Source organism: Streptomyces longispororuber (assembly GCF_024448165.1).
Lineage (GTDB): Bacteria > Actinomycetota > Actinomycetes > Streptomycetales > Streptomycetaceae > Streptomyces > Streptomyces longispororuber_A.
In genome coordinates this window covers 1-24,521 of sequence record NZ_JAMOLN010000166.1, presented here as the reverse complement: position 1 = coordinate 24,521, position 24,521 = coordinate 1, and the positions used below count along the sequence as shown (strand labels likewise).

At 71.7% G+C, this 24,521-nt stretch carries 17 protein-coding genes; 12 read left to right on the top strand and 5 right to left on the bottom strand.

The window, feature by feature from the left end:
• Positions 1 to 29 precede the first annotated feature (29 nt).
• Genes M4J07_RS35045 through M4J07_RS35035 form a run of 3 tightly spaced genes read left to right on the top strand, consistent with a single transcriptional unit; the run spans position 30 to position 3,403 of the window.
• Positions 30 to 1,073: an ABC transporter substrate-binding protein gene (locus tag M4J07_RS35045; RefSeq protein ID WP_255978802.1), complete on the top strand. Its 1,044-nt coding sequence runs from the start codon at positions 30 to 32 to the stop codon at positions 1,071 to 1,073.
• Between the two features lie 4 nt (positions 1,074 to 1,077).
• Positions 1,078 to 2,247 carry an LLM class flavin-dependent oxidoreductase gene (locus M4J07_RS35040; protein WP_255978800.1) on the top strand — a complete coding sequence of 390 codons (1,170 nt, stop codon included), beginning with the start codon at positions 1,078 to 1,080 and terminating at the stop codon, positions 2,245 to 2,247.
• Positions 2,248 to 2,299: 52 nt separating this feature from the next.
• The gene (locus M4J07_RS35035) at positions 2,300 to 3,403 is read left to right on the top strand and encodes an NAD(P)-binding domain-containing protein (protein ID WP_255978798.1); all 1,104 of its coding nucleotides are present in this window, start codon (positions 2,300 to 2,302) and stop codon (positions 3,401 to 3,403) included.
• A gap of 86 nt (positions 3,404 to 3,489) precedes the next feature.
• Here M4J07_RS35035 and mltG read toward each other — a convergent pair whose 3' ends face one another.
• Together mltG and M4J07_RS35025 are read right to left on the bottom strand one after the other, a co-directional pair.
• Positions 3,490 to 4,326 (bottom strand): endolytic transglycosylase MltG, encoded by an 837-nt coding sequence (gene mltG, locus M4J07_RS35030; protein WP_255978796.1) that lies wholly within the window; start codon positions 4,324 to 4,326, stop codon positions 3,490 to 3,492.
• 119 nt (positions 4,327 to 4,445) lie between these two features.
• Positions 4,446 to 6,263, bottom strand: a complete 1,818-nt coding sequence (locus tag M4J07_RS35025) for an ABC transporter ATP-binding protein (protein WP_255978794.1) — start codon at positions 6,261 to 6,263, stop codon at positions 4,446 to 4,448.
• 124 nt (positions 6,264 to 6,387) lie between these two features.
• Between M4J07_RS35025 and M4J07_RS35020 the strand changes: the two genes are divergently transcribed.
• The 3 genes from M4J07_RS35020 (at position 6,388) to M4J07_RS35010 (ending at position 11,753) form a co-directional block, all read left to right on the top strand.
• Positions 6,388 to 6,831, top strand: a complete 444-nt coding sequence (locus M4J07_RS35020; protein WP_255978792.1) for a MarR family winged helix-turn-helix transcriptional regulator — start codon at positions 6,388 to 6,390, stop codon at positions 6,829 to 6,831.
• A gap of 48 nt (positions 6,832 to 6,879) precedes the next feature.
• Positions 6,880 to 9,822, top strand: coding sequence for an FAD-binding and (Fe-S)-binding domain-containing protein (locus M4J07_RS35015; RefSeq protein ID WP_255978790.1), 2,943 nt, complete (start codon positions 6,880 to 6,882; stop codon positions 9,820 to 9,822).
• 455 nt (positions 9,823 to 10,277) lie between these two features.
• Positions 10,278 to 11,753, top strand: coding sequence for a Gfo/Idh/MocA family oxidoreductase (locus tag M4J07_RS35010; protein WP_255978788.1), 1,476 nt, complete (start codon positions 10,278 to 10,280; stop codon positions 11,751 to 11,753).
• A 46-nt stretch (positions 11,754 to 11,799) separates the two neighbouring features.
• Here M4J07_RS35010 and M4J07_RS35005 read toward each other — a convergent pair whose 3' ends face one another.
• Positions 11,800 to 13,425: a peptide-N4-asparagine amidase gene (locus M4J07_RS35005; RefSeq protein ID WP_255978786.1), complete on the bottom strand. Its 1,626-nt coding sequence runs from the start codon at positions 13,423 to 13,425 to the stop codon at positions 11,800 to 11,802.
• Between the two features lie 135 nt (positions 13,426 to 13,560).
• Between M4J07_RS35005 and M4J07_RS35000 the strand changes: the two genes are divergently transcribed.
• Positions 13,561 to 14,928 carry a glycosyltransferase family 39 protein gene (locus tag M4J07_RS35000; protein WP_255978784.1) on the top strand — a complete coding sequence of 456 codons (1,368 nt, stop codon included), beginning with the start codon at positions 13,561 to 13,563 and terminating at the stop codon, positions 14,926 to 14,928.
• The gene (locus M4J07_RS34995) at positions 14,925 to 15,158 is read left to right on the top strand and encodes a hypothetical protein (protein WP_255978782.1); all 234 of its coding nucleotides are present in this window, start codon (positions 14,925 to 14,927) and stop codon (positions 15,156 to 15,158) included. The genes M4J07_RS35000 and M4J07_RS34995 overlap by 4 nt, the downstream gene beginning before the upstream one ends.
• Positions 15,159 to 15,209: 51 nt before the next feature.
• Here M4J07_RS34995 and M4J07_RS34990 read toward each other — a convergent pair whose 3' ends face one another.
• Entirely contained in the window at positions 15,210 to 15,959 is a 750-nt protein-coding gene (locus M4J07_RS34990; protein WP_255978804.1) for a hypothetical protein, read from the bottom strand.
• Positions 15,960 to 16,226: 267 nt separating this feature from the next.
• On the opposite strand from M4J07_RS34990, the gene M4J07_RS34985 reads away from it, so the two are divergent.
• Positions 16,227 to 18,122, top strand: coding sequence for an ABC transporter transmembrane domain-containing protein (locus M4J07_RS34985; RefSeq protein WP_255978780.1), 1,896 nt, complete (start codon positions 16,227 to 16,229; stop codon positions 18,120 to 18,122).
• The gene (locus tag M4J07_RS34980) at positions 18,119 to 19,918 is read left to right on the top strand and encodes an ABC transporter ATP-binding protein (RefSeq protein WP_255978778.1); all 1,800 of its coding nucleotides are present in this window, start codon (positions 18,119 to 18,121) and stop codon (positions 19,916 to 19,918) included. Before M4J07_RS34985 ends, M4J07_RS34980 begins: the two co-directional genes overlap by 4 nt.
• Positions 19,919 to 19,953: 35 nt before the next feature.
• Here M4J07_RS34980 and M4J07_RS34975 read toward each other — a convergent pair whose 3' ends face one another.
• Positions 19,954 to 20,748: a metal-dependent hydrolase gene (locus M4J07_RS34975; protein WP_255978776.1), complete on the bottom strand. Its 795-nt coding sequence runs from the start codon at positions 20,746 to 20,748 to the stop codon at positions 19,954 to 19,956.
• A gap of 193 nt (positions 20,749 to 20,941) precedes the next feature.
• Between M4J07_RS34975 and M4J07_RS34970 the strand changes: the two genes are divergently transcribed.
• Both M4J07_RS34970 and M4J07_RS34965 read left to right on the top strand, forming a co-directional pair.
• Complete coding sequence (locus tag M4J07_RS34970) at positions 20,942 to 23,455, top strand: DEAD/DEAH box helicase (RefSeq protein ID WP_255978774.1); 2,514 nt, start codon at positions 20,942 to 20,944, stop codon at positions 23,453 to 23,455.
• An 82-nt stretch (positions 23,456 to 23,537) separates the two neighbouring features.
• Positions 23,538 to 24,410, top strand: coding sequence for an acyl-CoA thioesterase (locus M4J07_RS34965; RefSeq protein WP_255978772.1), 873 nt, complete (start codon positions 23,538 to 23,540; stop codon positions 24,408 to 24,410).
• The last annotated feature ends 111 nt before the right edge of the window (positions 24,411 to 24,521 follow it).

Sequence of the window (24,521 nt, the reverse complement as noted above, 5' to 3'; positions counted from 1 at the left end):
TCATCCCTCATCCCGAACGGACCTGCCCCATGCGACGCCCACTCGTCCCCGCCCTGCTCGCCCCGCTCGCCCTGCTCCTCGCCGCCTGCTCCGGCGCCTCGTCCGCCAGCACGTCCACCGGAGGCGGCAGCGGGGGCGGAACCGACGGGAACGGGTCCCTGACCCTCAACGTCGGTGACCAGAAGGGAGGTTCGGAAGCGGTGCTGCGGGCCGCGGGTGAGCTCGACGACCTGAAGTACAAGATCCGCTGGTCCACGTTCACCTCGGGGCCGCCCCTGCTCGAGGCGGTCAACGCCAAGGCCGTGGACATCGGCGGCGTCGGCAACACGCCGCCCGTCTTCGCGGCGGGCGCCGACTCGAAGATCAAGGTCGTCGCCGCCAGCCACGGCACCGCCAAGGGCGACACCGTCCTCGTCCCGAACGACTCGAAGCTCACGACTCCGGCGCAGTTGAAGGGAAGGTCCATCGCGGTGGCGCAGGGGTCGTCGGCGCACTACAACCTGGTCGCGACCCTCCGCAAGGCAGGGCTCGGGCTCGACGACGTCGAGGTCAAGTACCTCCAGCCGGCCGACGCGCTGGCCGCGTTCACCGCCGGCAAGGTAGACGCCTGGGCGGTCTGGGACCCGTACACCTCGCAGATCCTGCGCGGCAAGCAGGGCCGTGTGCTCAGCGACGGCGACGGGCTCAGCAACGGACTCGCCTTCCAGGTCGCCTCCCCCACCGCCCTCGCCGACCAGAAGAAGTCCGCGGCGATCAAGGACTACCTCGGCCGGCTGCGGCGCGCCCAGGACTGGGTCTACAAGCACCCCGAGGCGTGGGCGAAGGTGTGGGCCAAGGACACCGGCCTGCCCTACGACGTGGCGCTCGACGCGGTGAAGCGGACGAACGGCACGCGGGTGACCGTCGCCGTCGACAAGGGTGCCATCGCGTCCGAGCAGCAGATCGCCGACACGTTCACGAAGCTGAAGCTGATCCCGCGCAAGGTCGACTTCGCGGACTTCGTCGACACCCGCTTCAACGGCGGTCTGCCCGCCTCCACCGCCGCCCCGCGCTCGTACGCCAAGGAGTCCTGAACCCATGAACGTCCATCTGCACTGGTTCCTGCCGACCGGCGGCGACGGCCGCACCCTCGTCGACCGGCACGCCTTCAGCGGCGGCGCGCTCGAACGCACTCCGGGCGGCGCGATCGCCGGCGTGCGCGCACCCGACCTCGACTATCTCGTCCAAATAGCCAAAGCGGCCGAACAGTTGGGCTTTGAAGCCGTGCTCACGCCGACCGGCACCTGGTGCGAGGACGCGTGGCTGACGACCGTGGCCCTCGCCCAGCACACCGAGCGCCTGAAGTTCCTCGTCGCCTTCCGGCCCGGCGTCATCTCGCCCGTGCTCGCCGCGCAGATGGCGTCCACGTACCAGCGCCTCACGCGGGGGCGGCTACTGCTGAACGTCGTGACCGGTGGCGACTCCACCGAGCAGCGTCGGTACGGCGACCACCTCGACCACGACCGGCGCTACGCCCGCACCGACGAGTTCCTCTCCGTGGTCCGCGGCGTGTGGGGCGGCACCCCGCAGGCCCCGTACGACTTCGGCGGCGAGCACTACCGGGTCGACGGCGCCTTCTCCGCGCTCGCGCCCGACCCGCAGCCGCAGATCTTCTTCGGCGGATCGTCGGCCGCGGCCGGACCGGTCGCCGCGCGGCACACGGATGTCTATCTGACCTGGGGCGAGCCGCCGGAGCAGGTGAAGGAGAAGATCGACTGGATCCGGTCGCTCGCCGAGGCGGAGGGGCGGACCGTACGGTTCGGCATCCGGCTGCACACGATCTCCCGGGACTCGGCGCGCGACGCGTGGACGACCGCGGACCGGCTGCTCGACGACCTCTCCCCCGAGACGGTCGCCGCCGCGCAGGCCGCGCTCGGCCGCAGCGAGTCGGTGGGGCAGCAGCGGATGCTCGCGCTGCACGGCGGCAAGCGGGAGGGGCTGGAGATCTCGCCCAATCTGTGGGCCGGCGTGGGCCTGGTGCGCGGTGGCGCGGGCACGGCGCTCGTCGGCAGTCACGCGGAGGTCGCCGACCGCATCGAGGAGTACCACGCGCTCGGTGTCGAGCACTTCGTGCTGTCCGGCTATCCGCACCTGGAGGAGGCGTACTGGTTCGGCGAGGGAGTGATCCCGGAGCTGGCGGCGCGCGGCCTGGTCGCTCCGGCCGTCCGCGGCGGTGGCGCTCCGCTGCTGGTCGCGGGCGGTCGCTGAGCCACGGCGCGCGAGCGGGAAGATCTCGGGCCCCGGTCGAGTTGGTAGAAGCGTGAACGAAACCGGGGCACGAGAAGCGGCGGACGTACGGCAGGTCGACGTGGTGGTCATCGGCGCCGGGCAGGCCGGACTGTCCGCCGCCCACCATCTGCGCCGGGTGGGGTTCGTACCGGACCGGGACTTCGTCGTCCTCGACCACGCGCCCGCGCCGGGCGGCGCCTGGCAGTTCCGCTGGCCCTCGCTCACGTACGGCAAGGTGCACGGCATGCACGCCCTGCCGGGCATGGAACTGACCGGCGCCGATCCCACCCGGCCGTCGTCGGAGGTCATCGCCGAGTACTTCGCCGCCTACGAGGAGACCTTCGACCTGCGCGTCCACCGTCCGGTCGACGTGCGCCGGGTGCGGGAGGGCGACGGCGGGCGGCTGCTGGTCGAGACGTCGGCCGGGGACTGGTCGACGCGCGCCCTGATCAACGCGACGGGGACCTGGGACCGGCCGTTCTGGCCGCGCTACCCGGGCCAGGAGATGTTCCACGGGCGGCAGTTGCACACGGCGCAGTACCCGGGGCCCGAGGAGTTCGCCGGGCAGCGGGTCGTCGTGGTCGGCGGCGGCGCGTCCGGGACGCAGCACCTGATGGAGATCGCCCCGTACGCCGCGGCGACGACCTGGGTGACCCGGCGCCCGCCGGTGTTCCGCGAGGGCCCCTTCGACGAGAACTGGGGCCGGACCGCGGTGGCCATGGTCGAGGACCGGGTCCGGGAGGGACTCACGCCGCTGAGCGTCGTCTCGGTGACCGGACTCCCGATGAACGACGCGATCCGCGAGGCCCGGGCGAACGGCGTCCTGGACCGGCTCCCCATGTTCGACCGGATCACGCCCACCGGCGTGGCCTGGGACGACGGGCGGGAGGTCGAGGCCGACGTGATCCTGTGGGCCACCGGGTTCCGGGCGGCGATCGACCATCTCGCACCGCTGAAGCTGCGGGAGCCGGGCGGCGGGATCCGGATGGAGGGCACGCGCGCGGCACTCGACCCGCGGGTGCATCTCGTGGGGTACGGGCCGTCGGCGAGCACGATCGGCGCGAACCGGGCGGGCCGTGCGGCGGTGCGGGAGATCCAGCGGCTGCTCGCTCAGGACGCTCCGGTCACGGTCTGACGTCCGATGGAGGCGCGGCTCTACCTGCCGCGCCCCTACCTGCCCTACCTGCCACCTGCCCTACCTGCCCTGCGACTCTGTGACGCTCAGCTGTCCTTCTTGGCGGCGGCCTGGTTCTTGTTGAACTCCGCGACGTTGCGCTGCTGTTCGTCGAAGTCCGCGGTGAACCGGGTGTCACCCGGCTTCACCGTCACGAAGTACAGCCAGTCGCCCTGCGGCGGGCTGATCGCCGCCTTCATGGCCTGCTCGCCCGGATTGCCGATCGGCGACGGCGGCAGACCCATGCGCGCGTAGGTGTTGTACGGGTTGTCGAGGTTGGTGTCCTTCTCGCTGGTCTTCAGCGTGGACCGGCCGAGCGCGTAGTTGATCGTGGAGTCCATCTGCAGCGGCATGCCGTGGTCGAGGCGGTTGTAGATGACGCGGGCGACCTTGCCCATGTCCTCCTTGTTGTCGGCCTCGGCCTCGACGATGCTCGCGATGGTGACGGTCTGGTACAGGTTCACCGTGCCGCGGTCGGCACCCGCCGTGGTCCCGCCGCCGGTGAACTTCTTGTTCGCCGTGGCCACCATGTACGCCAGCACGGACTGCGGGGTCGACTTGTCGCCGAGGGGATACGTCGCCGGGAAGAGGTATCCCTCGGGGTTGCCGCCCGCATCACTCGGAAGCTTGAGGCCCGCCTTGGGCATGACCTTCTTGGTCGTGCCGGCCGGGACGCCGAGGGCCTTGTCGACGGCGTCGTACACCTGGCCCGAGCGCCATCCCTCGGGGATGGTCAGGGCAGTGGGCCGCCCCTCGTCGGCACCGGACGTGGCCAGCGGAACCGCGACGGCGGTGGCCGCCACGACGGCCCCGGTCGCCATCAGGGCGAGGCGCCCTCTGCGCGTGAGTCGGATCGTGCTCCGTCGCGGAGTCTCGTTCAGCATGCGGGAACGGTAACCCGCACTTCGGGGCATTCCTGGCATATCTTCATGTCGGCGGCCGCACCGGCCCCGGGTGGGCCAGTGCCGCGGTGGCGCTCACGCGCGAGCCGCCGCCGTCCGGCTCAGGCGGCCGTCGTCTCCAGCTGGGCGTCGCGCCGCACCAGTGCCGCGTACCGGCCGTCGCGCTCCAGGAGCTCCTCGTGGGTACCGCGCTCGGCTATGCGCCCGGAGTCCAGGACCACGATCTGGTCGGCGCCGCGGACGGTGGAGAGGCGGTGCGCGATGGTGAGCGTGGTGCGGTCGGCCGAGAGGGCGTCGATGGCTTCCTGCACGGCGTGCTCGGTGCGGGTGTCGAGGGCACTGGTCGCCTCGTCCAGGATGAGGATCGGCGGGTCCCGCAGGATGGTGCGGGCGATGGCCAGGCGCTGCTTCTCGCCGCCGGAGAAGCGGTGACCGCGCTCACCGACCACGGTGTCGTACCCGTCGGGCAGCCCGGCTATGTGGTCGTGGATCTGGGCGGCCCTGGCCGCGGCGTACAGCTCCTCGTCCGTGGCGTCGGGCTTGGCGAACCGCAGGTTCTCCGCGACCGAGGCGTGGAAGAGGTACGTCTCCTGGGAGACGACGCCGACGGCGCGCGCGAGGGTGTCGAAGTCCAGGTCGCGCACGTCGACCCCGTCGACGGTGACGCGCCCGCCCGTGACGTCGTACAGACGCGGCACGAGATAGCTGAGCGTGGACTTGCCGGAGCCGGTGGGTCCGACGACGGCGAGGCTGCCGCCCGCGGGGATGGTGACGTCGATGCCGTCGAGGATCGGCGCCTGCCGGTCGTCGTCCGCGTCGTAGCGGAACGTCACGTCCTGGAGGCGGACCTCGCCCTTGATCGTGTCCAGGCGGACGGGGTTCTCCCGCTCGGTGATGTCGACGGGCAGGTCGAGGTACTCGAAGATGCGCTGGAACAGGGCGAGCGAGGTCTGGATCTGGACGCCGGTCTGCAGGAGGCTCACGGTCGGCCGGAACAGGCCCTGCTGGAGCGAGACGAACGCGACGAGCGTGCCGATGGAGACGCCCGGCCCGCCGAGCTGGAAGGCGATGCCGGCCGCCCAGTAGATGACCGCGGGCATGGCGGCCATGACGATGCTGATGACGGCCATCCGCCAGCGCCCCGCCATGTTCGACCGGACTTCGAGGTCGACGAGTTCGTCCGACTCGTCGGCGAAGGACTTCGTGAGGGAGTCGGCGCGGCCCATGGTGCGGCCCAGCAGGATGCCGCTCACGGAGAGCGACTCGGTGACCGTGGCGGCCATGGCGGCCATCTGCTTCTGGCGCTCGGTGGCGATCTTCTTGCGCTCGCGGCCGACGCGGCGGGCGATCCACACGAAGACCGGCAGCAGAAGAAGGGAGACGACCGTGAGGCGCCAGTCGAGGGCGACCATGGCGACGATCGTGGCGACGACGCTCGTCAGGTTCGAGACGAGGGACGTCGCGGTGGAGGTCACCGTCGCCTGCATGCCGCCGATGTCATTGGCGATGCGGGACTGGACCTCGCCGGTGCGGGTCTTGGTGAAGAAGGCGAGCGACATGCTCTGCAGCCGCCCGTACACGGCGGTGCGCAGGTCGTGCATGACGCGCTGGCCGACCGTCGTCGAGATCAGGGTCTGCAGCACGCCGAAGACGCTGGTGACGACGGCGCTGAGGATCATGCCGAGGGCGAGCAGGCTGAGCAGCCCGGTGCGGCCCTGCGGGATGGCGACGTCGAGGATCTCCTTGAGCAGGAACGGCGTCGCGACCGTCACCAGCGACGCGGCGGCGACCAGCAGGCCGACGAGGGCGAGGCGGGCGCGGTAGGGACGGAAGAGGGACAGGATGCGGCGGATCTGGCGCGGCTGGCCCGATGACTTCGCATCGGGGGGCGGCGTCCAGTTGATGTCGTCGTTGCGCATGGGCCTCCTACGGCGTGAGAGAGCACGGTGCGGGTCCGGCGGCAGAGGCCGGGCTCGACTTTGAGGAGCATAGCTCATTGTTACCTATACTCACAATGAACAAGGTCCTGCTAATGTTCCCGTCATGAGTACCCCGGACGCCGACGGCTTCCTCGCCGAGCAGCTGCTGCGGCTCACGCGCCGCCTGCACCGCATCCAGAAGCGACAGCTGGAGCCGGTCGGGATCACCCCCGCGCAGTCCCGGCTGCTGCGCACGCTGGTGCACTACGAGACCCCGCCGCGGATGGCGGACCTGGCGCAGCGGCTCGAGGTGGTGCCGCGCGCCGTGACCACGGTCGTGGACGGCCTGGAGGCCAACGACCTGGTGCGCCGGATGCCCGATCCGACCAATCGCCGGGTCATCCGGATCGAGCTCACCGACAAGGGGCGGGCCGCCCTGCGGGAGCTGCGCAGCGCGCGGCGCGCGGCCGCAGAGGAGATCCTTGCCCCATTGGACGCGGAGCAGCGCGCACAGCTGACGGTCCTGCTGAACGCGCTGTTCGAGTCCCCGCACGTGCCCGACTGCTGACCACGACCGCATCACGACCGTACGACCGCACACCACGACTGGAGAGCCATGCCGCTGCTGGAGCCGAAGCCGGAAGCCCTGCGTCCCGGGTCCCGCCCGTCGGGTCCGGCCCCCGACCGGGTCGCGGACCGGCAGGCGGGCGGCACGCCCGAGCCGCTGCGCTCGGAGCTGACGGAGCTGCTCGGCGCGGACAAGGTGCTCACGAAGATCTCCGACCTGGTGCGGTACGCGTCGGACGCCAGTCCGTACCGCTTCGTGCCGCAGGTCGTGGTCGTCGCCGAGGACATCGACGACGTCTCGGCCGTCCTGTCGTACGCGCACGGCAGGGGCCGCGAGGTCGTCTTCCGTGCGGCGGGCACGTCGCTGAACGGGCAGGCGCAGGGCGAGGACATCCTGGTCGACGTCCGTAAGTTCTGGTCGGGCGTCGAGGTCATCGGGGACGGCTCGCGGGCGCGGATCGGCCCCGGCACGACGATCGTGCGGGCCAACGCGACGCTGGCGCGGCACGGCCGGGTGCTCGGCCCCGACCCGGCGAGCGCGATCGCCTGCACGGTCGGCGGCGTCGTGGCGAACAATGCGTCGGGCATGACGGCGGGCACGACCCGGAACTCGTACCGGACGGTCGCCTCGCTCACCTTCGTGCTGCCCTCGGGCACCGTCGTGGACACCGGCGACCCGCGCGCGGACGAGGACCTGGCCCATGCCGAACCGGCGCTCTGCGAGGGCCTGCTGACGATCAAGCGGGAGATCGAGGAGGACGCGGAGCTGACCCGCAGGATCCGCGCCAAGTACGAGATCAAGAACACGAACGGGTACCGGCTCGACGCGTTCCTGGACGGGTCGACGCCCGTCGAGATCCTGCGCGGTCTGATGGTGGGCTCGGAGGGCACCTTCGGGTTCATCTCCGACGTCGTCTTCGACACCCTGCCGCTGGACCGGAAGGTGTCGACGGCGCTGCTGTTCTTCCCGTCCCTGACGGCGGCGGCCGCGGCGGTGCCGGTGTTCAACGAGGCGGGCGCGCTGGCCGTTGAGCTGATGGACGGCAACACGCTGCGTGCGTCGGTCAGCGTGCAGGGCGTGCCGCAGGACTGGGCGCGGCTGCCGAAGGAGACGACCGCGCTCCTGGTGGAGTTCCGGGCGCCGGACGAGGAGCGGCAGGCGGCCTTCGAGGTGGCGGCGGCCAAGGTGCTGGAAGGTCTCGAACTCGTGGCGCCCGTCGCCTCGGTGACCAATGAGTTCACCCGGGACGCCAAGGCGATCAGCGGTTACTGGAAGGCGCGCAAGGCGTTCGTGACGGCGGTCGGCGGTTCGCGTCCGTCGGGCACGACGCTGATCACAGAGGACTTCGCCGTGCCGCCCGGCCGGCTCGCGGAGGCCTGCGAGGCCCTGCTCGAACTGCAGACGCGCCACGGCTTCGACGCGGCGGTCGCGGGCCACGCCGCGCACGGCAACCTGCACTTCCTGCTCGCCTTCGACGCGGGAAAGCCGGCGGACGTGGACCGGTACGCGGCCTTCATGGACGAGTTCTGCCGGCTGACGGTCGAGCGGTTCGACGGCTCCCTGAAGGCGGAGCACGCCACGGGCCGCAACATCGCGCCGTTCCTGGAGCTCGAATGGGGGCCCCGCGCCACGGAGTTGATGTGGCGCACCAAGCAGGTCATCGATCCGGACGGGGTGCTGGCGCCACGCATCGTGCTCGACCGCGACCCGAAGGCGCACCTGCGGGGTCTCAAGACGATCCCGAAGGTGGAGCTGATCGCCGACCCGTGCATCGAGTGCGGCTTCTGCGAACCCACCTGCCCCAGTGAGGACCTGACGACGACGCCGCGCCAGCGGATCGTGCTGCGCCGCGAGATGATGCGCCAGCCGTCCGGTTCACCGGTCGAGGACGCGCTGATCGACGCGTACGGATACGACGCGGTCGACACCTGTGCGGGCGACTCCACCTGCAAGCTGGCCTGCCCGGTCGGCATCGACACCGGGGCCTTCATGAAGGACTTCCGGCATGCGCGGCACTCACCCCGCGAGGAGCGGGTGGCGGCGCTCGCCGCGAAGAACTTCAAGGCCGTCGAGGCGTCGGCCCGGCTGGCCGTGGCCGCCGCCGGCAAGATCGGCGACCGGCTGCTGACCTCGGTGACCACCGCCGCCCGCAAGGCGGTCCGGCCCGACCTGGTGCCCGAGTGGCTGCCCGAGGTCCCGGCCGCGGCCGCGCGCAAGCTCCCCCGCACCGGGCGCGTGGGCGCCTCGGCCGTCTACTACCCGGCGTGCGTGAACCGCATCTTCGGGACGCCGGGAGACGTGTCGCTCCCCCAGGCCGTCGTGGCGGTCTCCGCGCGCGCGGGCCGGCCGGTGTGGATCCCCGAGGACGTCGCCGGGACGTGCTGCGCCACGATCTGGCACTCCAAGGGCTACGACGAGGGCAACAAGGTGATGGCGAACCGGATCGTCGAGGCGGCCTGGGGCTGGACCGCGGGTGGCCGGCTGCCGCTGGTCGTGGACGCCTCGTCGTGCACGCTCGGCATCGCGCACGAGGTGGTGCCGTACCTCACCGACGAGAACCGGGAGCTGCACGCGGAGCTGAAGATCGTCGACTCCCTCGTGTGGGCCGCCGAGGAGCTGCTGCCGCATCTGACGGTCGAGCGGACCATCGGTTCCGCCGTGCTCCATCCGACGTGCTCCATGGAGCACCTCGGCGACGTCGCCCAGTTGAGGGCGGTCGCCGAGGCGTGTGCCGACGAGGTGGTGATCCCGGACGACGTGGGCTGCTGCGCCTTCGCCGGCGACCGGGGCATGCTCCACAAGGAGTTGACCGAGTCGGCCACCCGTAAGGAGGCCGCGGAGGTGACGTCCCGCGCCTACGACGCGCATCTGTCGGCGAACCGGATGTGCGAGGTCGGCATGGACCATGCCACGGGCCGCTCGTACTACTCGGTGCTGGTGGAGCTGGAGCGGGCAACCCGTCCGGCCCGGTCGGTTACGACGCGCAACTGACCTTCGGATCAACCCAGTCGGCGTGGTCGTTGCCGTTGCCGTCCTCGGCATCGGTGGCGACCAGGCTGACGAACCGGGCGCGGTCACGTCGACCCAGTCCGTGGTGAGGAGTTCGGCGCGGGTGACGGCCCCGGCCCGTACGGGGTCCTCGGTGCGGACGCGCCGGCCCGCCGGGGCGTCGAGGCGGACCGTCGCCCTGCACAGGTGTGCCCGGACCTGGTCGGCGAGTGCGGTGCGGACGGTGACCGGCACGCCCGGGGTGGCTAGGGCGGCGAGTGCGGCGAGTGCGGCGAGTGCGGCGAGTGCCCCGTCGTACAGGAACGGGGCGTCGAGTCCAAAGGCTCGGTAAAGGAAGTCCAACTCCCTGACCACTTCGGTCCCTTGCGCCCCGGTCTCACCCCCTCCAAGGTGGCAAGCGCTTGCCAGGCACCGCACCCACCAGCTTTGGAGGTCCGATGCACGACAACGACAACCGGCCCGCCCACACCGACCGGCCCACGCACGGCGACCAGCCGCTCGACGCTCCCGGCCCCGACGGCCACTCCCGGCGCGACGTGCTGCGCACCGCGGGCGTCGCGGGCGCCGGGCTCGGCCTCGCCGCGTTCGGCCCGGGCACCGCGCAGGCCGCGCCCGGGGAGAACCAGGCCGACGCCGTGCAGGAGGCCGCCGTGCCGGCCCGGCAGGGCGCGACGATGATCGGGGTGCCGTTCGACCGCCGGTCCACCGTGCGCGTCGGCATCATCGGCCTGGGCAACCGCGGCGGCAGCATGATCGACCTGTTCCTGGCGATGCCCGGCGTCCAGGTCGTCGCGCTGTGCGACCCGGTGAAGGACAAGACGGAGCGCGCTGCGGCCAAGGTGACGGCCGCGGGCCAGCCGGCCCCGGCGACGTACACCAAGGGCGATCACGACTTCGAGAACCTGTGCAAGCGCGGCGACATCGACTTCGTGTACGCGGCGACGCCGTGGGACTGGCACTTCGAGATGGCGAAGACGGCCATGCTGAACGGCAAGCACGTCGGCGTGGAGTGTCCGATCGCGCTCCAGCTCGACCAGCTGTGGGAGCTGGTGAACCTCTCGGAGCGCACCCGCAGACACTGCATGCAGCTGGAGAACTGCTGCTACGGCCGCAACGAGATGCGAGTGCTGCGCATGGCGCACGCGGGCAAGTTCGGCCAACTCCTGCACGGGGCGGGCGCGTACAACCACGATCTGCGCGGCCTGATGTTCGACCCCGACTACTACGAGGGTCCATGGCGCCGGCTGTGGCACACGCGGTTGCGCGGCGATCTGTACCCGAACCACGGGTTCGGCCCGGTCGCCAACTACATGGACGTCAACCGCGGCGACCGGGTCACGCACATCTCCAGCTTCGGTACGCCCTCGCTCGGTCTGGCCGAGTACCGGGAGGCCAACATGCCGAAGGGAGACCCGAGTTGGAAGGAGACGTACATCGAGTCGGACCGCACGATCAGCCTGGTCCAGACGGCGAAGGGCCGGGTGATCCGCCTCGAGCACGATGTGTCGACCCCGCACCCGTACTCCCGCATCAATCAACTCGGCGGCACCAAGGGCGTGTTCGAGGACTATCCGGAGCGCATCTACATCGAGCCCGACCACACGAACGACGCGTGGGGCGACTTCGCCAAGTACGCCGACTGGGACCACTGGCTGTGGAAGGAGCACGCCAACCCGCCCGGCGGGCACGGCGGCATGGACTACATCATGGTGTACCGGCTGATGCAGACGATGCGCCTCGGTCTCGTGCCGGACTTCGACGTGTACGACGCGGTGACCTGGACGTCGCCGGTGCCGCTGAGCCATCTGTCCATCAAGGCGAAGGGCGCGCCGCAGCCGATCCCGGACTTCACCCGGGGCGAGTGGCGCAAGAAGCGCGGCGGCGTGGACTCGGACAAGCCCGCCGAGGCGTGAGCCGGGTGCGGGGCCCGGGCCTTCGCGGCCCGGGCCCCGCACGGCGTCAGCAGCGGTGCCGGTCGATGGTCAACACACCCTGATCCGTGCGGAGTTCGCGGTCGTAGCAGCTTCCGGGGCCGTGCACGCGGTAGCGCTCCCCGGTGGTGGCGACGGCGTGCCGTTCCTCGCGCGGGGCGTTCGCCGCGTACGTCGCGTCGCCGGTGTACGTGTCGTCGAGCACGGTCGGAGCGCCGTCGCCGAGGCCGGTCTCGGCGCGGTCGCCGAGGGTGATCACGGTGCGCAGCCGGTCGTCGGCGCCGAGGGTGGTGGTGCCGTCCATCGTGTACGTGCGGTTCGTGCGGGCCGTGCGTCCGCCGGTGCGCACGGTCTCCCGGTCGGTCCAGGTGGCGGTCAGCGTGTCGGTGGTCTCTCCGTCGGTCCAGCGGTGCACGGAGGTGTTGGCGAGGGTCCGGGTGACGGTGGTGGCGACCCGGCCGTGCGAGGTGTCGACGTAGCCGCTGACGCTGAAGCGGTGTCCGCCGTCGGTGTCGAGCCGGTGCTCCGCGGTCGGCGATCCGGGCGTGTACACCGAGGAGTTGGCGAGGTCACCCGCCCGGTGGGCGGTGAGTCCGCCGGTGACGTGGGCGCGGTGGGCGTCCTGCCAGACCAGCACGTTGACCGGGGTGCTCCAGCCGCTCTGCCCCGTGGGCACGCCCGCGACGGACACCTCGACGCGGTGCGGCCTGCCGTCGTTGAGGAGCCCGGCGAACGGCGTGAGGTCGTACTCGATCGGCTTGATGTCGAAGGCGCGTGGGCCCGGAATCACGTACCAGAGGAAGGGGTTGGACCAGCCGCCGGTCCACACGGTCGGGAACGGGGCGGCGATGCCGGCGAGTTGACCGTCGACCGTGACCTGCACCTCCCGGTACGGTCCGCCCTCGGCCTTGCACGAGTAGGGGGCGGCGTCGGGCACGGTCAGGTACCAGTACTCCTCGCAGCCGCCGCCGGAGCCGGTGGCGTACACCTCGGCGACGAGCCGCTCGCTGTTGCGCGGCGTGGTGAGGGTGCCGTCGTCGGCGAGGGTGAGCACCTGGTCGGGCGTGCGGTCGGACCGCGCCGGACGGCTGCCGGCGGGCTGGGTCCCCTTGGTCTCGGCGGCGTAGAACGTGAGGGTCGCCCTGACGTCGATGACGCCGGTGTAGGTGTCGTTCACGACGTTGCCGATGAGCATCTCGACCGGCTGCTGCCCGCGCAGCGTGTCGCTGTAGCGAGTGACGTCCTTCTCGACGGTCCAGGCGATGCCGTCCGGGGAGGGTTCGGGCGTGGACGTGCGCAGGATCTCCACGCCGCCGATGTGCAGATAGCCGAGCCGGTCGAACTGACGTCCCTTCACCTTCCCGTCCAGCCGGAGGACGACCTTGCTCCAGCGATCGCCGCAGCCCTTCGGCGGGGTGTAACTCCCCTTGTACGGCGTGAAGTCGCGGAACTGCGCCTCGGCGACGGTGACGTCGCACGACGTGGTGTGCGGCTTCGTCACGGGCGGGGTGGCGGTGACCGGGTCGTGCCAGTCCGTTCCGAACTCCGTGGGGACGTCGGGTCGTTGGGCCGCTGCCGCGGGCGAGCCGGGCGCGAGGAGGGCGCCCGCCGCGAGGATCGCCCCGGCGAGCATGGACATGACGCGTCTTCTCATGGGCGGATTTCTACGGTGCCCAAGGTGGTCGGCGCAACCAGGGGCAGGCGCGTGGGCGGTCACCTTGCGGAGGGTCTCGACCGGGTTCCGCCGCGCCAGTACGCTCCCGGCGCACCGGGGGAAGCGGGGGAAACGATGAGCCTGAGCGATGTGGGCGCAGGGAGCGCGGACGACGGCAGCGCGGGCTTCGGGAGTGCGGGCGACGGCAGTGCGGGCGACGGGACGCGGTTGAACAGAGAACCGGACCGGCCCCTCCGCCTCGCCCCGACCCCATGGCGCCCTCTGCTGGGCGTACTCGCCCTGTATGCGGCGGTGTTGACCCTGCTGTCGGCCCGGTACGGCTACCACCGCGACGAGTTGTACTTCCTCGCCGCCGGACGCCGGCTCGCCTGGGGCTACGTCGATCAGCCTCCGCTCACCCCGCTGCTGGCCCGCGCCTCCACCACGCTCTTCGGGGACAGCCTGGTCGGGCTGCGGGTCTGCGCGACGCTCGCCGCCGCAGCGACGGTGCTCGTGGTCGCCCTGGTGGCCAGGGAGTTGGGCGGCGGGCGTGGGGCCCAACTGCTCGCGGCCGCCCTGACGGCGGTCGGCGCGCAGGCGCTCGCGGTCGGTCACATGGTGTCCACGGCGACCTTCGACCTTCTGGTGTGGGTGGGCGTGAGCCTGCTCGTGCTACGGGTGCTGCGCACCGGGGACGGCCGCTGGTGGCTCGCGGTCGGCGCGGCCGTCGGGATCGGCGTGCAGAACAAGTACCTGGTGGTGCTGCTCGCCGCCGTGCTCCTCGCGGCGATCGGCTGGGCCGGGCCGCGCGGCGTGCTGCGCAGCCGCTGGTTCGTCGGCGGATGTCTGGTGGCGGGCGCACTGGCCGCGCCGAACGTGGTGTGGCAGGCCGCGCACGACTGGCCGCAGTTCACGGTCGCGCGCGGCATCAGTGAGGACGACGGCGCCGAGAACCGCGCCCTCCTCGTACCGCAGCAACTCATCTATCTGGCACCGCTGTTCGTGCCGGTGTGGCTCGTGGGGTGGCGGCGGCTGTGGCGCGCGGCCGAGGTGCGGTGGGCGCGGGCGTTCGCGGTGGCGTACCCGCTGCTGTGCGCCGTCGTGCTCACGGCCGGCGGCAAGGGCTACTACACGGTGCCGCTGCTGGTCGTGCTGCTCGCAGCGGGCTGCGAGCCAACGGTGCGATGGGCACGCGGCGGTCGCGCACGGACACGGCGCGCCCTGCTCGCCGGTGCCGTCGGTCTCTCCGCCGTGCTGAACGCCGTGATCACCCTGCCGGTCCTGCCGCCCAGCGCGCTGGCCGTGCCGATGGCCCTCGACCCGGAGCAGGGCGAGCAGCTCGGCTGGCCCGAACTCGCCGACGCCGCCCGCGACGGCTGGCTGCGCATCCCTCGGCCGAGCGCGACCGGGCCGTCCTGTTCGCCGGCAACTACGGCGAGGCGGGCGCCCTGGAACGGTACGGACCCGCCCGCGGACTGCCCGCCCCGTACTCGGGCCACATGAGCTACGCCGACTGGGGTCCGCCGCCCGATTCCGCGAACGGGCCCGTCCTCCTCGTCCGCCTGGCCGACGCCTCCGCCATCGAGCGGCATTTCACCGGCTGCCGCACGGTCACCCACGTCGACAACGGCCATGACGTCGACAACGAGGAACAGGGCGCCGCGATCGTCCTGTGCACGGGCCCGGCACGGACGTGGTCGGCCCTGTGGCCGTCGCTGCGGCACGCCTACTGACCGCCTACTGACCGCCTACTGAATGAATGACGGACCGGGCGCGGCCGGCGGCTACGCCTTGAGCTCGGCCTTGTCGCCCATCACGACGACCGGGTGCTGTGCGGGATCGAGCGTCTTCAGCAGGTACTCCATGTCGCCCTTGGACTGGCTGACGCACGCCGACGTCCCGCTGCCGTGGTCCATGTGCAGCCAGATGCTGCCGCCCTTGGACTGGCCCTCGGGGCGGGTCGGGTCGTTCGGCGAGGTGCCCTTGGTCCGGTTGTAGTCGATGGCGACGACGTAGTCGAAGTCGTGCCAGTGCGACTTGGCCCAGTAGTGCGGCGCCTGGAACGACGCGGACCGCGTGTACGGCAGCTTCGCCCCCGGGTCGGCGAGGACGCCGCCGGCGTCGCTGAGCGTGAACACCCCGACGGGGCTGCGCTTGTCGCCCTCGCGGTGGTTCGTCGTCCAGCCCTTCTTGCCGTTGTGCCCGGACCAGCCGCGCTCCTTCTTCCACGTGTCGCCCGACTTGGAGTAGAGGACGATCGTCGAGTCCGCGGAGTCCTTGCCGTCGCCGTAGACCGCGACGACCTGCCGCGCGCTCGCCGGGATCTGCTTCTGGTAGCGGTCGCCCACGTCCGGGATGCGCGTGAGGTCGACGGATCGCGCCTCATCTCTCTGCGCGCCGTCCGCCGCCTTCCGACCGCTCCGCGTGTCACTGCCGTCGTCGCCGCTGCCGGAGCCGCACGCCGCCACCGTCGTCAGAAGGACCCCGCAGGCCGCCGCCGTGACGCCCGCTCGAACCACACCCGCCATACGCATGCGTTCCATGGTCGCACCACGGTCCACCGACCCTCGTGCCGGGACCGCACACCGCCGCCGATCAGGGCCGAATCTTTGCCGCGGGCCGTAAAACCGTTTGCCTCCGATCGCCCAATGACGCGAACCTTTCACGGTTTGCGTCCTCGAATCCCCGGACGCGGGCGCGCCCGACGCGCACCCACCCGGCCCGTCCCCTCTCACCTGCTCTCCCTCGCCCTCTCCTCCTGTCCGCCCCCTACCGGTTCCTCTTGCGAGCCCTGGGACGTCATGCAGATCTCCGACCTTCCGTATCCCGATCCGGGCGTGCCCGACGCGCGCTCCGGCCCCCGGTTCCTGCTCTGGCTCGGCCGGAACCAGCTCGGCGGCCAGCTCAAGTCCCTCGCGTGGGGACTGCTCCACTTCAGCGCCGTCGCCGGACTCCCGTACGGCGTCGGCTACGCCGTCCAGGCCGTCGTCGACGGCTCGGGCTCCCGCCTCGCCGCGGCGGGCGCGCTGATCGTGCTCCTCGGTGTCGCCATCGCCTGCGGCGACACGATGCTGCACCGCACCGCGGTCACCAACTGGATCACCGCGGCCGCCCGGGTGCAGCAGCTCCTCGCCCGCAGGACCGCCGCGCTCGGCGCCGCCCTGACCCGGCGGGTCGCCGCGGGCGAGGTCGTCGCGGTGTCCACCGGCGACGTCGAGAAGATCGGCTGGTTCGTCGAGGCGCTCTCCCGCTTCGCGGCCGCCGCGCTCACCGTCGTCCTCGTCTGCGTCGGCCTGGTGATCTACCAGCCCGCGCTCGGCGTCGTCGTCGCGATCGGCATGCCGGTCCTCGCCCTGGCCGTGCTCCCACTGCTGCCCCGCGCCACCCGGCGCGCGGACCACCAGCGCGAGAAGGCGGGCCGGGCCACCGAACTCGCCTCGGACACCGTCGCGGGCCTGCGCGTGCTGCGCGGCATCGGCGGCGAGGAGCTGTTCCTCGACCGCTACCGCCGCGCCTCGCAGGAAGTCCGCAGGGCAGCCGTGCGCAGCGCCCGCATGTGGTCGCTGATCTCCGCGATCCAGGTTCTCCTCCCGGGTCTGCTGATGATCGTGGTCGTCTGGTACGGCGTCCGGCTCGCCGGCGAGGGCCGGATCTCCGTCGGTGAACTGGTCACCGTGTACAGCGCGGTGATGATCCTCAATTACCCGCTGCGCCACTTCGAGGAGATCGCCATGGCGTACTCCTTCTCCCGCCCCTCGGCGCAGCGCGCGGCCCGGGTCCTGGCCCTGGAGCGCATCACCGAGCCCGCGGGCGGGCTGCGGGACGCCGGGGTGCCCACCGGTGACCTGTTCGACCCGGAGACCGGGGTGCTCGCCCCGGCCGGCCGGCTCACCGCCGTCGTGTGCGGCGACCCGGATCTGGCGGGACGGCTCGCCGACCGGCTCGGCGGGCACCCGGCCTCGCGCGACGCGAGCGAGCCCGCCGACCCGGCGGTCGCGGAGCCGTCCGTCCTGCTGGGCGGGGTGCCGCTGGACGAACTGCCCCTCGACGTGGCGCGGACCGCGGTGCTCGTGCAGGACAAGGACCCGGTGCTGCTGTCCGGGACGCTCACCGAACTGCTGGACGTGCCGTCCTCCGGCTCCGTCCGGCCGGACGAGGCGCTGGCCGCGGCGCAGTGCACCGACGTCCTCGACGCCCTCGCCCAGGCGTCCCTGGACGACGACCCGATGAACGCCCGGATCACCGAACGCGGCCGATCCCTCTCGGGCGGCCAGCGCCAGCGTCTCGCCCTCGCCCGGTCGCTGGTCACCGACCCGGAGGCGCTGGTCCTCGACGAGCCGACGTCCGCCGTCGACTCGCACACCGAGGCCCGCATCGCGCAGGGCGTGCGCACCCTGCGACGCGGCCGCACCACCGTGGTCCTCACCTCGTCGCCGCTGCTGCTCGACCGCGCCGACGGCGTGGTGTTCGTGCACGACGGCCGGGTCGCGGCGGTCGGCGAGCACCGCGACCTGGTGCGCAGCGAGCCCCGGTACCGCGCGGTCGTCACCCGCGAGACCGACGAGGAGACGGCGGTCGCCGCCCGCACCGGTCCCACCGGGTTCACCACGGGTACCGGCAGCGGCAGCAGGGCCAGTACGGGGACCAGTACCGGTATCGACACGGACATCGAGATCGACATCGAGGAGACGGCATGATCGGCGTAGTGCCCCCGGCCTACGACCCGGCGGCCCCCACCACGGCGAACACCCTGCCGGTCGGCGCCCCGGCCACGGTCCGCGCCTATGTGCGCGAGCTGTACCGGCGCCACCGGCGGGCCTTCCTGCTCCTCGTCGGTGTGAACACCGTCGCCGTCGTCGCGTCGATGACCGGCCCGTACCTGCTGGGCGGACTGATCCAGGACGTCGCCGACGGGACAGGGGCGGCCGGTGCCCTGAGCGATCTGCACCTGGAGCGGTCCATCGGCCTGTTCGCGCTGGCCCTGGTGGTCCAGGCGGTCTTCGTCCGGCAGGTGCGGCTGCGCGGGGCGATGCTCGGCGAGCAGATGCTCGCGGATCTGCGCGAGGACTTCCTGGTGCGCTCCGTCGGGCTGCCGCCGGGCGTCCTGGAGCGGGCCGGCACCGGCGATCTGCTGTCCCGGATCACCACCGACATCGACCGGCTCGCCAACGCCATGCGGGAGGCCGTGCCCCAGCTGTCCATCGGTGTCGTGTGGGCGGCCCTGCTGATCGGCGGGCTCGCGGTGACGGCGCCGCCGCTGGCGCCCGCAATCCTCATCGCGGTGCCGGTCCTGGTGCTCGGCTGCCGCTGGTACTTCAAGCGCGCGCCCTCGGCCTACCGCTCGGAGGCCGCCGGGTACGCGGCCGTCGCCGCGGCCCTCGCCGAGACCGTGGACGCCGGACGGACCGTCGAGGCGCACCGCCTGGGCGACCGCCGCGTGCGGATGTCGGAGCAGCGCGTCAAGGAGTGGACCGCGTGGGAGCGCTACACGCTCTTCCTGCGCTCCGTCCTCTTCCCGGTGATCAACGCTGTGCACGTCCTGGTGCTGCTGTCCGTGCTGCTCATCGGCGGTGTCTTCGTCCTGCAGGGCTGGATCGACGTGGGCCAGCTGACCACCAGCGCGCTCATCGCGCAGATGCTGGTGGACCCGGTGGGCCTGATCCTGCGCTGGTACGACGAGCTGCAGGTCGCCCAGGTGTCCCTGGCGCGCCTCGTCGGCGTGCGCGACATCGAGCCGGACGCCGGTGACGCCTCGGTGCGGCCCGACGGCCGGGACGTGCTCGCGGACGAGGTGAACTTCGGCTACCGCGAGGGCGTCGACGTGCTGCGCAAGGTGTCCCTGGAGGTCGAGCCGGGGACGCGGCTCGCGCTGGTCGGCCCGTCCGGCGCGGGCAAGTCGACGCTCGGCCGGCTCCTCGCCGGGATCTACGCGCCCCGTACCGGTCAGGTGACGCTCGGCGGCGCGGAGCTGTCCCGGATGCAGGCGGAGCGGGTCCGCTCCCACGTGGCCCTGGTCAATCAGGAGCACCACGTGTTCGTCGGCTCCCTGCGCGACAACCTGCGGCTGGCCCGCACCGGAGCCGAGGACGCCGAACTGTGGGCGGCCCTCGGCGCGGTCGACGCCGACGCGTGGGCGCGTGGTCTCGACGACGGCCTGGACACGGAGGTCGGCTCGGGCGGCACGGCCCTGACCCCGGCGCAGGCGCAGCAGATCGCGCTGGCCCGGCTGGTCCTCGCCGACCCGCACACGCTGGTCCTGGACGAGGCGACGTCGCTGCTCGACCCGCGGGCGGCCCGCAACCTGGAGCGGTCGCTGAGCCGGGTCCTGGACGGCCGCACGGTCGTGGCCATCGCGCACCGGCTGCACACCGCGCACGACGCGGACGTGATCGCCGTGGTCGAGGACGGCCGGATCCGGGAGCTCGGCAGCCACGACGACCTGGTGGCCGCCGACGGGGCGTACGCGGCGCTGTGGCGGTCCTGGCACGGGTGATCCCGTGCCAGGAGGGTGTGCGGTCGGGCCCGGGCTCAGATGAAGTTGAGCGCGGCCGCGCACCCCACTCCGCCGAGCAGCATGAACACGGGCATGAGCACCTTGAGCTCGATCCAGCTGCCGGCCCGGAACCGCATCGCCTTGGGCGGGCCGATCGGGTACCAGCGCTTGCGGCCGATCGGGATGGGCCACAGGATCGGGCAGCCCGAGACGGTGAGCGCGTCCCCGATGTCGTGCACCAGGGCACCGAGCACGATCGGCAGGCCCAGCCACAGGTACTCCTGGCCCGGCTCGACGAACAGCCAGTCCGCCCCGTTGCCCGGCTTGTCCAGGACGCCCGCGAGGATCCAGGCGCTGGTCGCCGCGAGCAGCCACACCAGGACGTCGCTGCTGGAGCCGCGGGCGGCCCGCCACAGCAGTCCTTCGATGGCGAGCACCATGTGGACGAAGAGGATCGCGAGCACGGCCCATCGGCCGCCCGTGATCGCCGCGACCGAGGTGCCCGCCCCGATGAGGACCGCCCACAGCCACGTATGGGTGAGGGTGCGGTGGCCGCCCGAGCGGCGCGGGTCGCCCTGCTTGCGGGTCGCCTTGTAGACGGCGTACGAGAGTTTGTCGACGATCTCGCACAGGCCGCGGGAGACCGGTCCGAAGGCGCGCGAGATGGTCGCCGCCTTGTGGTCCAGGTCGGGGGCGAGGGCCGCGCCCGCGCAGATCAGTGCTCCGACGAGGACGACCGGCCAGGGCATCGGGTGCCCGGCGGCGGCCGCGGCCGCGCCCACCCCCAGCCAGGCCGCCGCTCCTGACAACGAGTGTGCCGGTCCCATCATGGCTGTGATCCGCCCCTGTTCCTGTTGTGCCTGCCGCAGCCGTGGGCGCGGCATGTCCCTTGTACCGACGTTCTGTTGACCCCTGGGGGTTGCGCACGTCCTGACGCTCCGTCGGCGCCCCAGCGTAGCCTTCGTGATCTTCGTACGGGCATCCGATTGCCGGATCGGGTGGGAAGACAGGCAAGATGGTGACGTGACCCTTATCGATCAGCTCCCGAAGACCGCCGACCCGGACGCCCTCTATGACGCCTTCGAGTCGTGGGCCGAGGAGCGTGGTCTCACCCTCTATCCCCACCAGGAGGAGGCGCTGATCGAGGCGGTGTCGGGGGCGAACGTGATCGTCTCGACGCCGACCGGCTCCGGCAAGAGCATGATCGCGGCCGGTGCCCACTTCGCGGCGCTCGCCCGGGACGAGGTCACCTTCTACACGGCGCCGATCAAGGCCCTGGTCTCCGAGAAGTTCTTCGAGCTGTGCAAGCTGTTCGGCACGGAGAACGTCGGCATGCTGACCGGCGACGCGTCCGTGAACTCGGACGCGCCCGTCATCTGCTGCACCGCAGAGGTCCTCGCCTCGATCGCGCTGCGTGACGGTGCGCAGGCCGACATCGGCCAGGTCGTCATGGACGAGTTCCACTTCTACGCCGAGGCGGACCGCGGCTGGGCCTGGCAGATCCCGCTGCTGGAACTGCCGCAGGCGCAGTTCATCCTGATGTCGGCGACACTCGGTGACGTCGCCATGTTCGAGAAGGACCTCACCCGGCGCACGGGCCGCCCCACGTCGGTGGTCCGCTCGGCCACCCGCCCCGTGCCGCTCTCCTACGAGTACCGGATCACGCCGCTCACGGAGACGCTGACCGAGCTCCTGGACACCCGGCAGGCACCGGTCTACATCGTGCACTTCACGCAGGCGCAGGCCGTCGAGCGCGCCCAGGCGCTGATGAGCATCAACATGTGCACGCGCGAGGAGAAGGACAAGATCGCCGAGCTGATCGGCAACTTCCGCTTCACCACCAAGTTCGGCCGCAACCTGTCCCGTTACGTACGGCACGGCATCGGTGTACACCACGCCGGCATGCTGCCCAAGTACCGTCGGCTCGTCGAAAAGCTCGCCCAGGCCGGCCTGTTGAAGGTCATCTGCGGCACGGACACCCTCGGTGTCGGCGTCAACGTGCCCATTCGCACGGTGCTGTTCACCGCTCTGACGAAGTACGACGGCAATCGCGTCCGTACGCTGCGCGCCCGTGAGTTCCACCAGATCGCGGGCCGCGCGGGCCGCGCCGGGTTCGACACGGCGGGCTTCGTGGTGGCGCAGGCGCCCGAGCACGTCGTCGAGAACGAGAAGGCGCTGGCGAAGGCCGGCGACGACCCGAAGAAGCGCCGCAAGGTCGTCCGCAAGAAGGCCCCCGAGGGTTTCGTCGGGTGGACCGAGGGCACCTTCGAGAAGCTGATCGCCTCCGATCCGGAGCCGCTGACCTCGCGCTTCCGCGTCACGCACACCATGCTGCTGTCGGTGATCGCGCGTCCGGGCAACGCCTTCGACGCGATGCGCAAGCTGCTGGAGGACAACCACGAGCCGCGCAAGGCGCAGCTGCGGCACATCCGCCGGGCCATCGCGATCTACCGCTCGCTCCTGGACGGCGGCATCGTCGAGAAGCTGGACGAGCCCGACGCGACGGGCCGCATCGTGCGCCTGACCGTCGACCTCCAGCAGGACTTCGCGCTCAACCAGCCGCTGTCCACCTTCGCCCTCGCCGCGTTCGACCTGCTCGACAAGGAGTCGCCGTCCTACGCCCTGGACATGGTGTCGGTCGTGGAGTCCACGCTCGACGACCCCCGGCAGATCCTGCACGCCCAGCAGAACAAGGCGCGGGGTGAGGCCGTGGCCCTCATGAAGGCCGACGGCGTCGAGTACGAGGAGCGCATGGAGCGCCTCCAGGACATCAGCTACCCCAAGCCCATGGAGGAGTTGCTCTTCCACGCGTACAACACGTACCGCCAGAGCCACCCGTGGGTCGGCGACCACCCGCTGTCGCCGAAGTCCGTGATCCGCGACATGTACGAACGGGCGCTGTCCTTCACGGAGTTCACCTCCTTCTACGAGCTGGCCCGCACCGAGGGCATCGTGCTGCGCTATCTGGCGAGCGCCTACAAGACGCTCGACCACACCGTGCCCGACGACCTCAAGTCGGAGGACCTGGAGGACCTGATCGCCTGGCTCGGCGAGATGGTGCGCCAGGTCGACTCCAGCCTCCTGGACGAGTGGGAGCAGCTCGCCAACCCGGAGGTGATGACCGCCGAGGAGGCCCAGGAGAAGGCCGATCAGGTCAAGCCGGTCACGGCGAACGCGCGCGCCTTCCGGGTCCTCGTCCGCAACGCCATGTTCCGCCGCGTCGAACTGGCTGCGCTCGACAACGTCGACGAGCTCGGCCAGATGGACGGCGACTCGGGCTGGGACGCCGACGCCTGGGGCGAGGCCATGGACAAGTACTGGGACGAGTACGAGGACCTCGGCACCGGCCCCGACGCGCGCGGCCCCAAGCTGCTCATGATCGAGGAGGACCCGGAGCACGGCCTGTGGAAGGTGCGCCAGACCTTCGCCGACCCGAACGGCGACCACGACTGGGGCATCAGCGCCGAGGTCGACCTGGCCGCCTCCGACGAGGAAGGCCGTGCCGTCGTCCGGGTCACGGACGTCGGTCAGTTGTAGATCCCCGAACCGCCGGGCGGTAGTGTCCGGCCGCGTCCACCCGCCGGGGTCGTCCGGCCGCGCACACGAGAGAGAACCACCCATGACGAATCCTGCGGAACGGCTCGTCGATCTGCTCGACCTGGAGCAGATCGAGGTCAACATCTTCCGTGGGCGCAGCCCCGAGGAGTCGCTGCAGCGCGTCTTCGGCGGGCAGGTCGCCGGCCAGGCCCTGGTCGCCGCGGGCCGCACCACGGAGGGCGACCGCCCCGTGCACTCGCTGCACGCGTACTTCCTGCGCCCGGGCCGGCCGGGCGTGCCCATCGTGTACCAGGTGGAGCGGGTCCGCGACGGTCGCTCGTTCACCACGCGCCGCGTCACCGCCGTGCAGCAGGGCCGCACGATCTTCAATCTCACCGCCTCCTTCCACAAGCCCGAAGAGGGAGCCTTCGAGCACCAGTTGCCGCCGGCCCGGGAGGTTCCGGATCCGGAGTCGCTGCCGACGATCGCCGACGAGATCAGGGGCCATCTGGGCGCGCTGCCCGAGGCGCTGGAGCGGATGGCCCGCCGCCAGCCCTTCGACATCCGGTACGTGGACCGGCTGCGCTGGACGCCCGAGGACGTCGAGTCGGCCGAGCCGCGCAGCGCCGTGTGGATGCGCGCGGTGGGCCCCCTCGGTGACGATCCGCTGGTGCACACCTGCGCGCTCACCTACGCCAGTGACATGACGCTGCTCGACGCGGTGCGGCTGCCGGTCGAACCGCTGTGGGGTCCGCGCGGCTTCGACATGGCGTCGCTCGACCACGCCATGTGGTTCCACCGTCCCTTCCGTGCCGACGAGTGGTTCCTGTACGACCAGGAGTCGCCGATCGCCACCGGTGGCCGAGGCCTGGCCCGTGGTCGCATCTACGACGTCGAGGGGCGCCTGCTGGTGTCGGTCGTCCAGGAGGGCCTGTTCCGCAAGCTCGAGGCGTGACCGACGCGGCGAGCGGCCACGACGGTATGCGGCCGGGCGCCGTCCATGGCGTCGGACGGCCCTGGCGCAGGACGGCCCTGCGCCGAGCGGGAGTTCAGGCGCGTCTGCCGA

Bases quoted from the DNA above. Each gene is read 5' to 3' on its own strand.
- M4J07_RS35045 (WP_255978802.1), top strand. From the start codon at position 30: ATGCGACGCCCACTCGTCCCCGCCCTGCTCGCCCCGCTCGCCCTGCTC.
- M4J07_RS35040 (WP_255978800.1), top strand. From the start codon at position 1,078: ATGAACGTCCATCTGCACTGGTTCCTGCCGACCGGCGGCGACGGCCGC.
- mltG (WP_255978796.1), bottom strand. From the start codon at position 4,326: ATGCTGAACGAGACTCCGCGACGGAGCACGATCCGACTCACGCGCAGA.
- M4J07_RS35025 (WP_255978794.1), bottom strand. From the start codon at position 6,263: ATGCGCAACGACGACATCAACTGGACGCCGCCCCCCGATGCGAAGTCA.
- M4J07_RS35020 (WP_255978792.1), top strand. From the start codon at position 6,388: ATGAGTACCCCGGACGCCGACGGCTTCCTCGCCGAGCAGCTGCTGCGG.
- M4J07_RS35015 (WP_255978790.1), top strand. From the start codon at position 6,880: ATGCCGCTGCTGGAGCCGAAGCCGGAAGCCCTGCGTCCCGGGTCCCGC.
- M4J07_RS35010 (WP_255978788.1), top strand. From the start codon at position 10,278: ATGCACGACAACGACAACCGGCCCGCCCACACCGACCGGCCCACGCAC.
- M4J07_RS35005 (WP_255978786.1), bottom strand. From the start codon at position 13,425: ATGAGAAGACGCGTCATGTCCATGCTCGCCGGGGCGATCCTCGCGGCG.
- M4J07_RS35000 (WP_255978784.1), top strand. From the start codon at position 13,561: ATGAGCCTGAGCGATGTGGGCGCAGGGAGCGCGGACGACGGCAGCGCG.
- M4J07_RS34995 (WP_255978782.1), top strand. From the start codon at position 14,925: ATGAGCTACGCCGACTGGGGTCCGCCGCCCGATTCCGCGAACGGGCCC.
- M4J07_RS34990 (WP_255978804.1), bottom strand. From the start codon at position 15,959: ATGCGTATGGCGGGTGTGGTTCGAGCGGGCGTCACGGCGGCGGCCTGC.
- M4J07_RS34985 (WP_255978780.1), top strand. From the start codon at position 16,227: ATGCAGATCTCCGACCTTCCGTATCCCGATCCGGGCGTGCCCGACGCG.
- M4J07_RS34980 (WP_255978778.1), top strand. From the start codon at position 18,119: ATGATCGGCGTAGTGCCCCCGGCCTACGACCCGGCGGCCCCCACCACG.
- M4J07_RS34975 (WP_255978776.1), bottom strand. From the start codon at position 20,748: ATGATGGGACCGGCACACTCGTTGTCAGGAGCGGCGGCCTGGCTGGGG.
- M4J07_RS34965 (WP_255978772.1), top strand. From the start codon at position 23,538: ATGACGAATCCTGCGGAACGGCTCGTCGATCTGCTCGACCTGGAGCAG.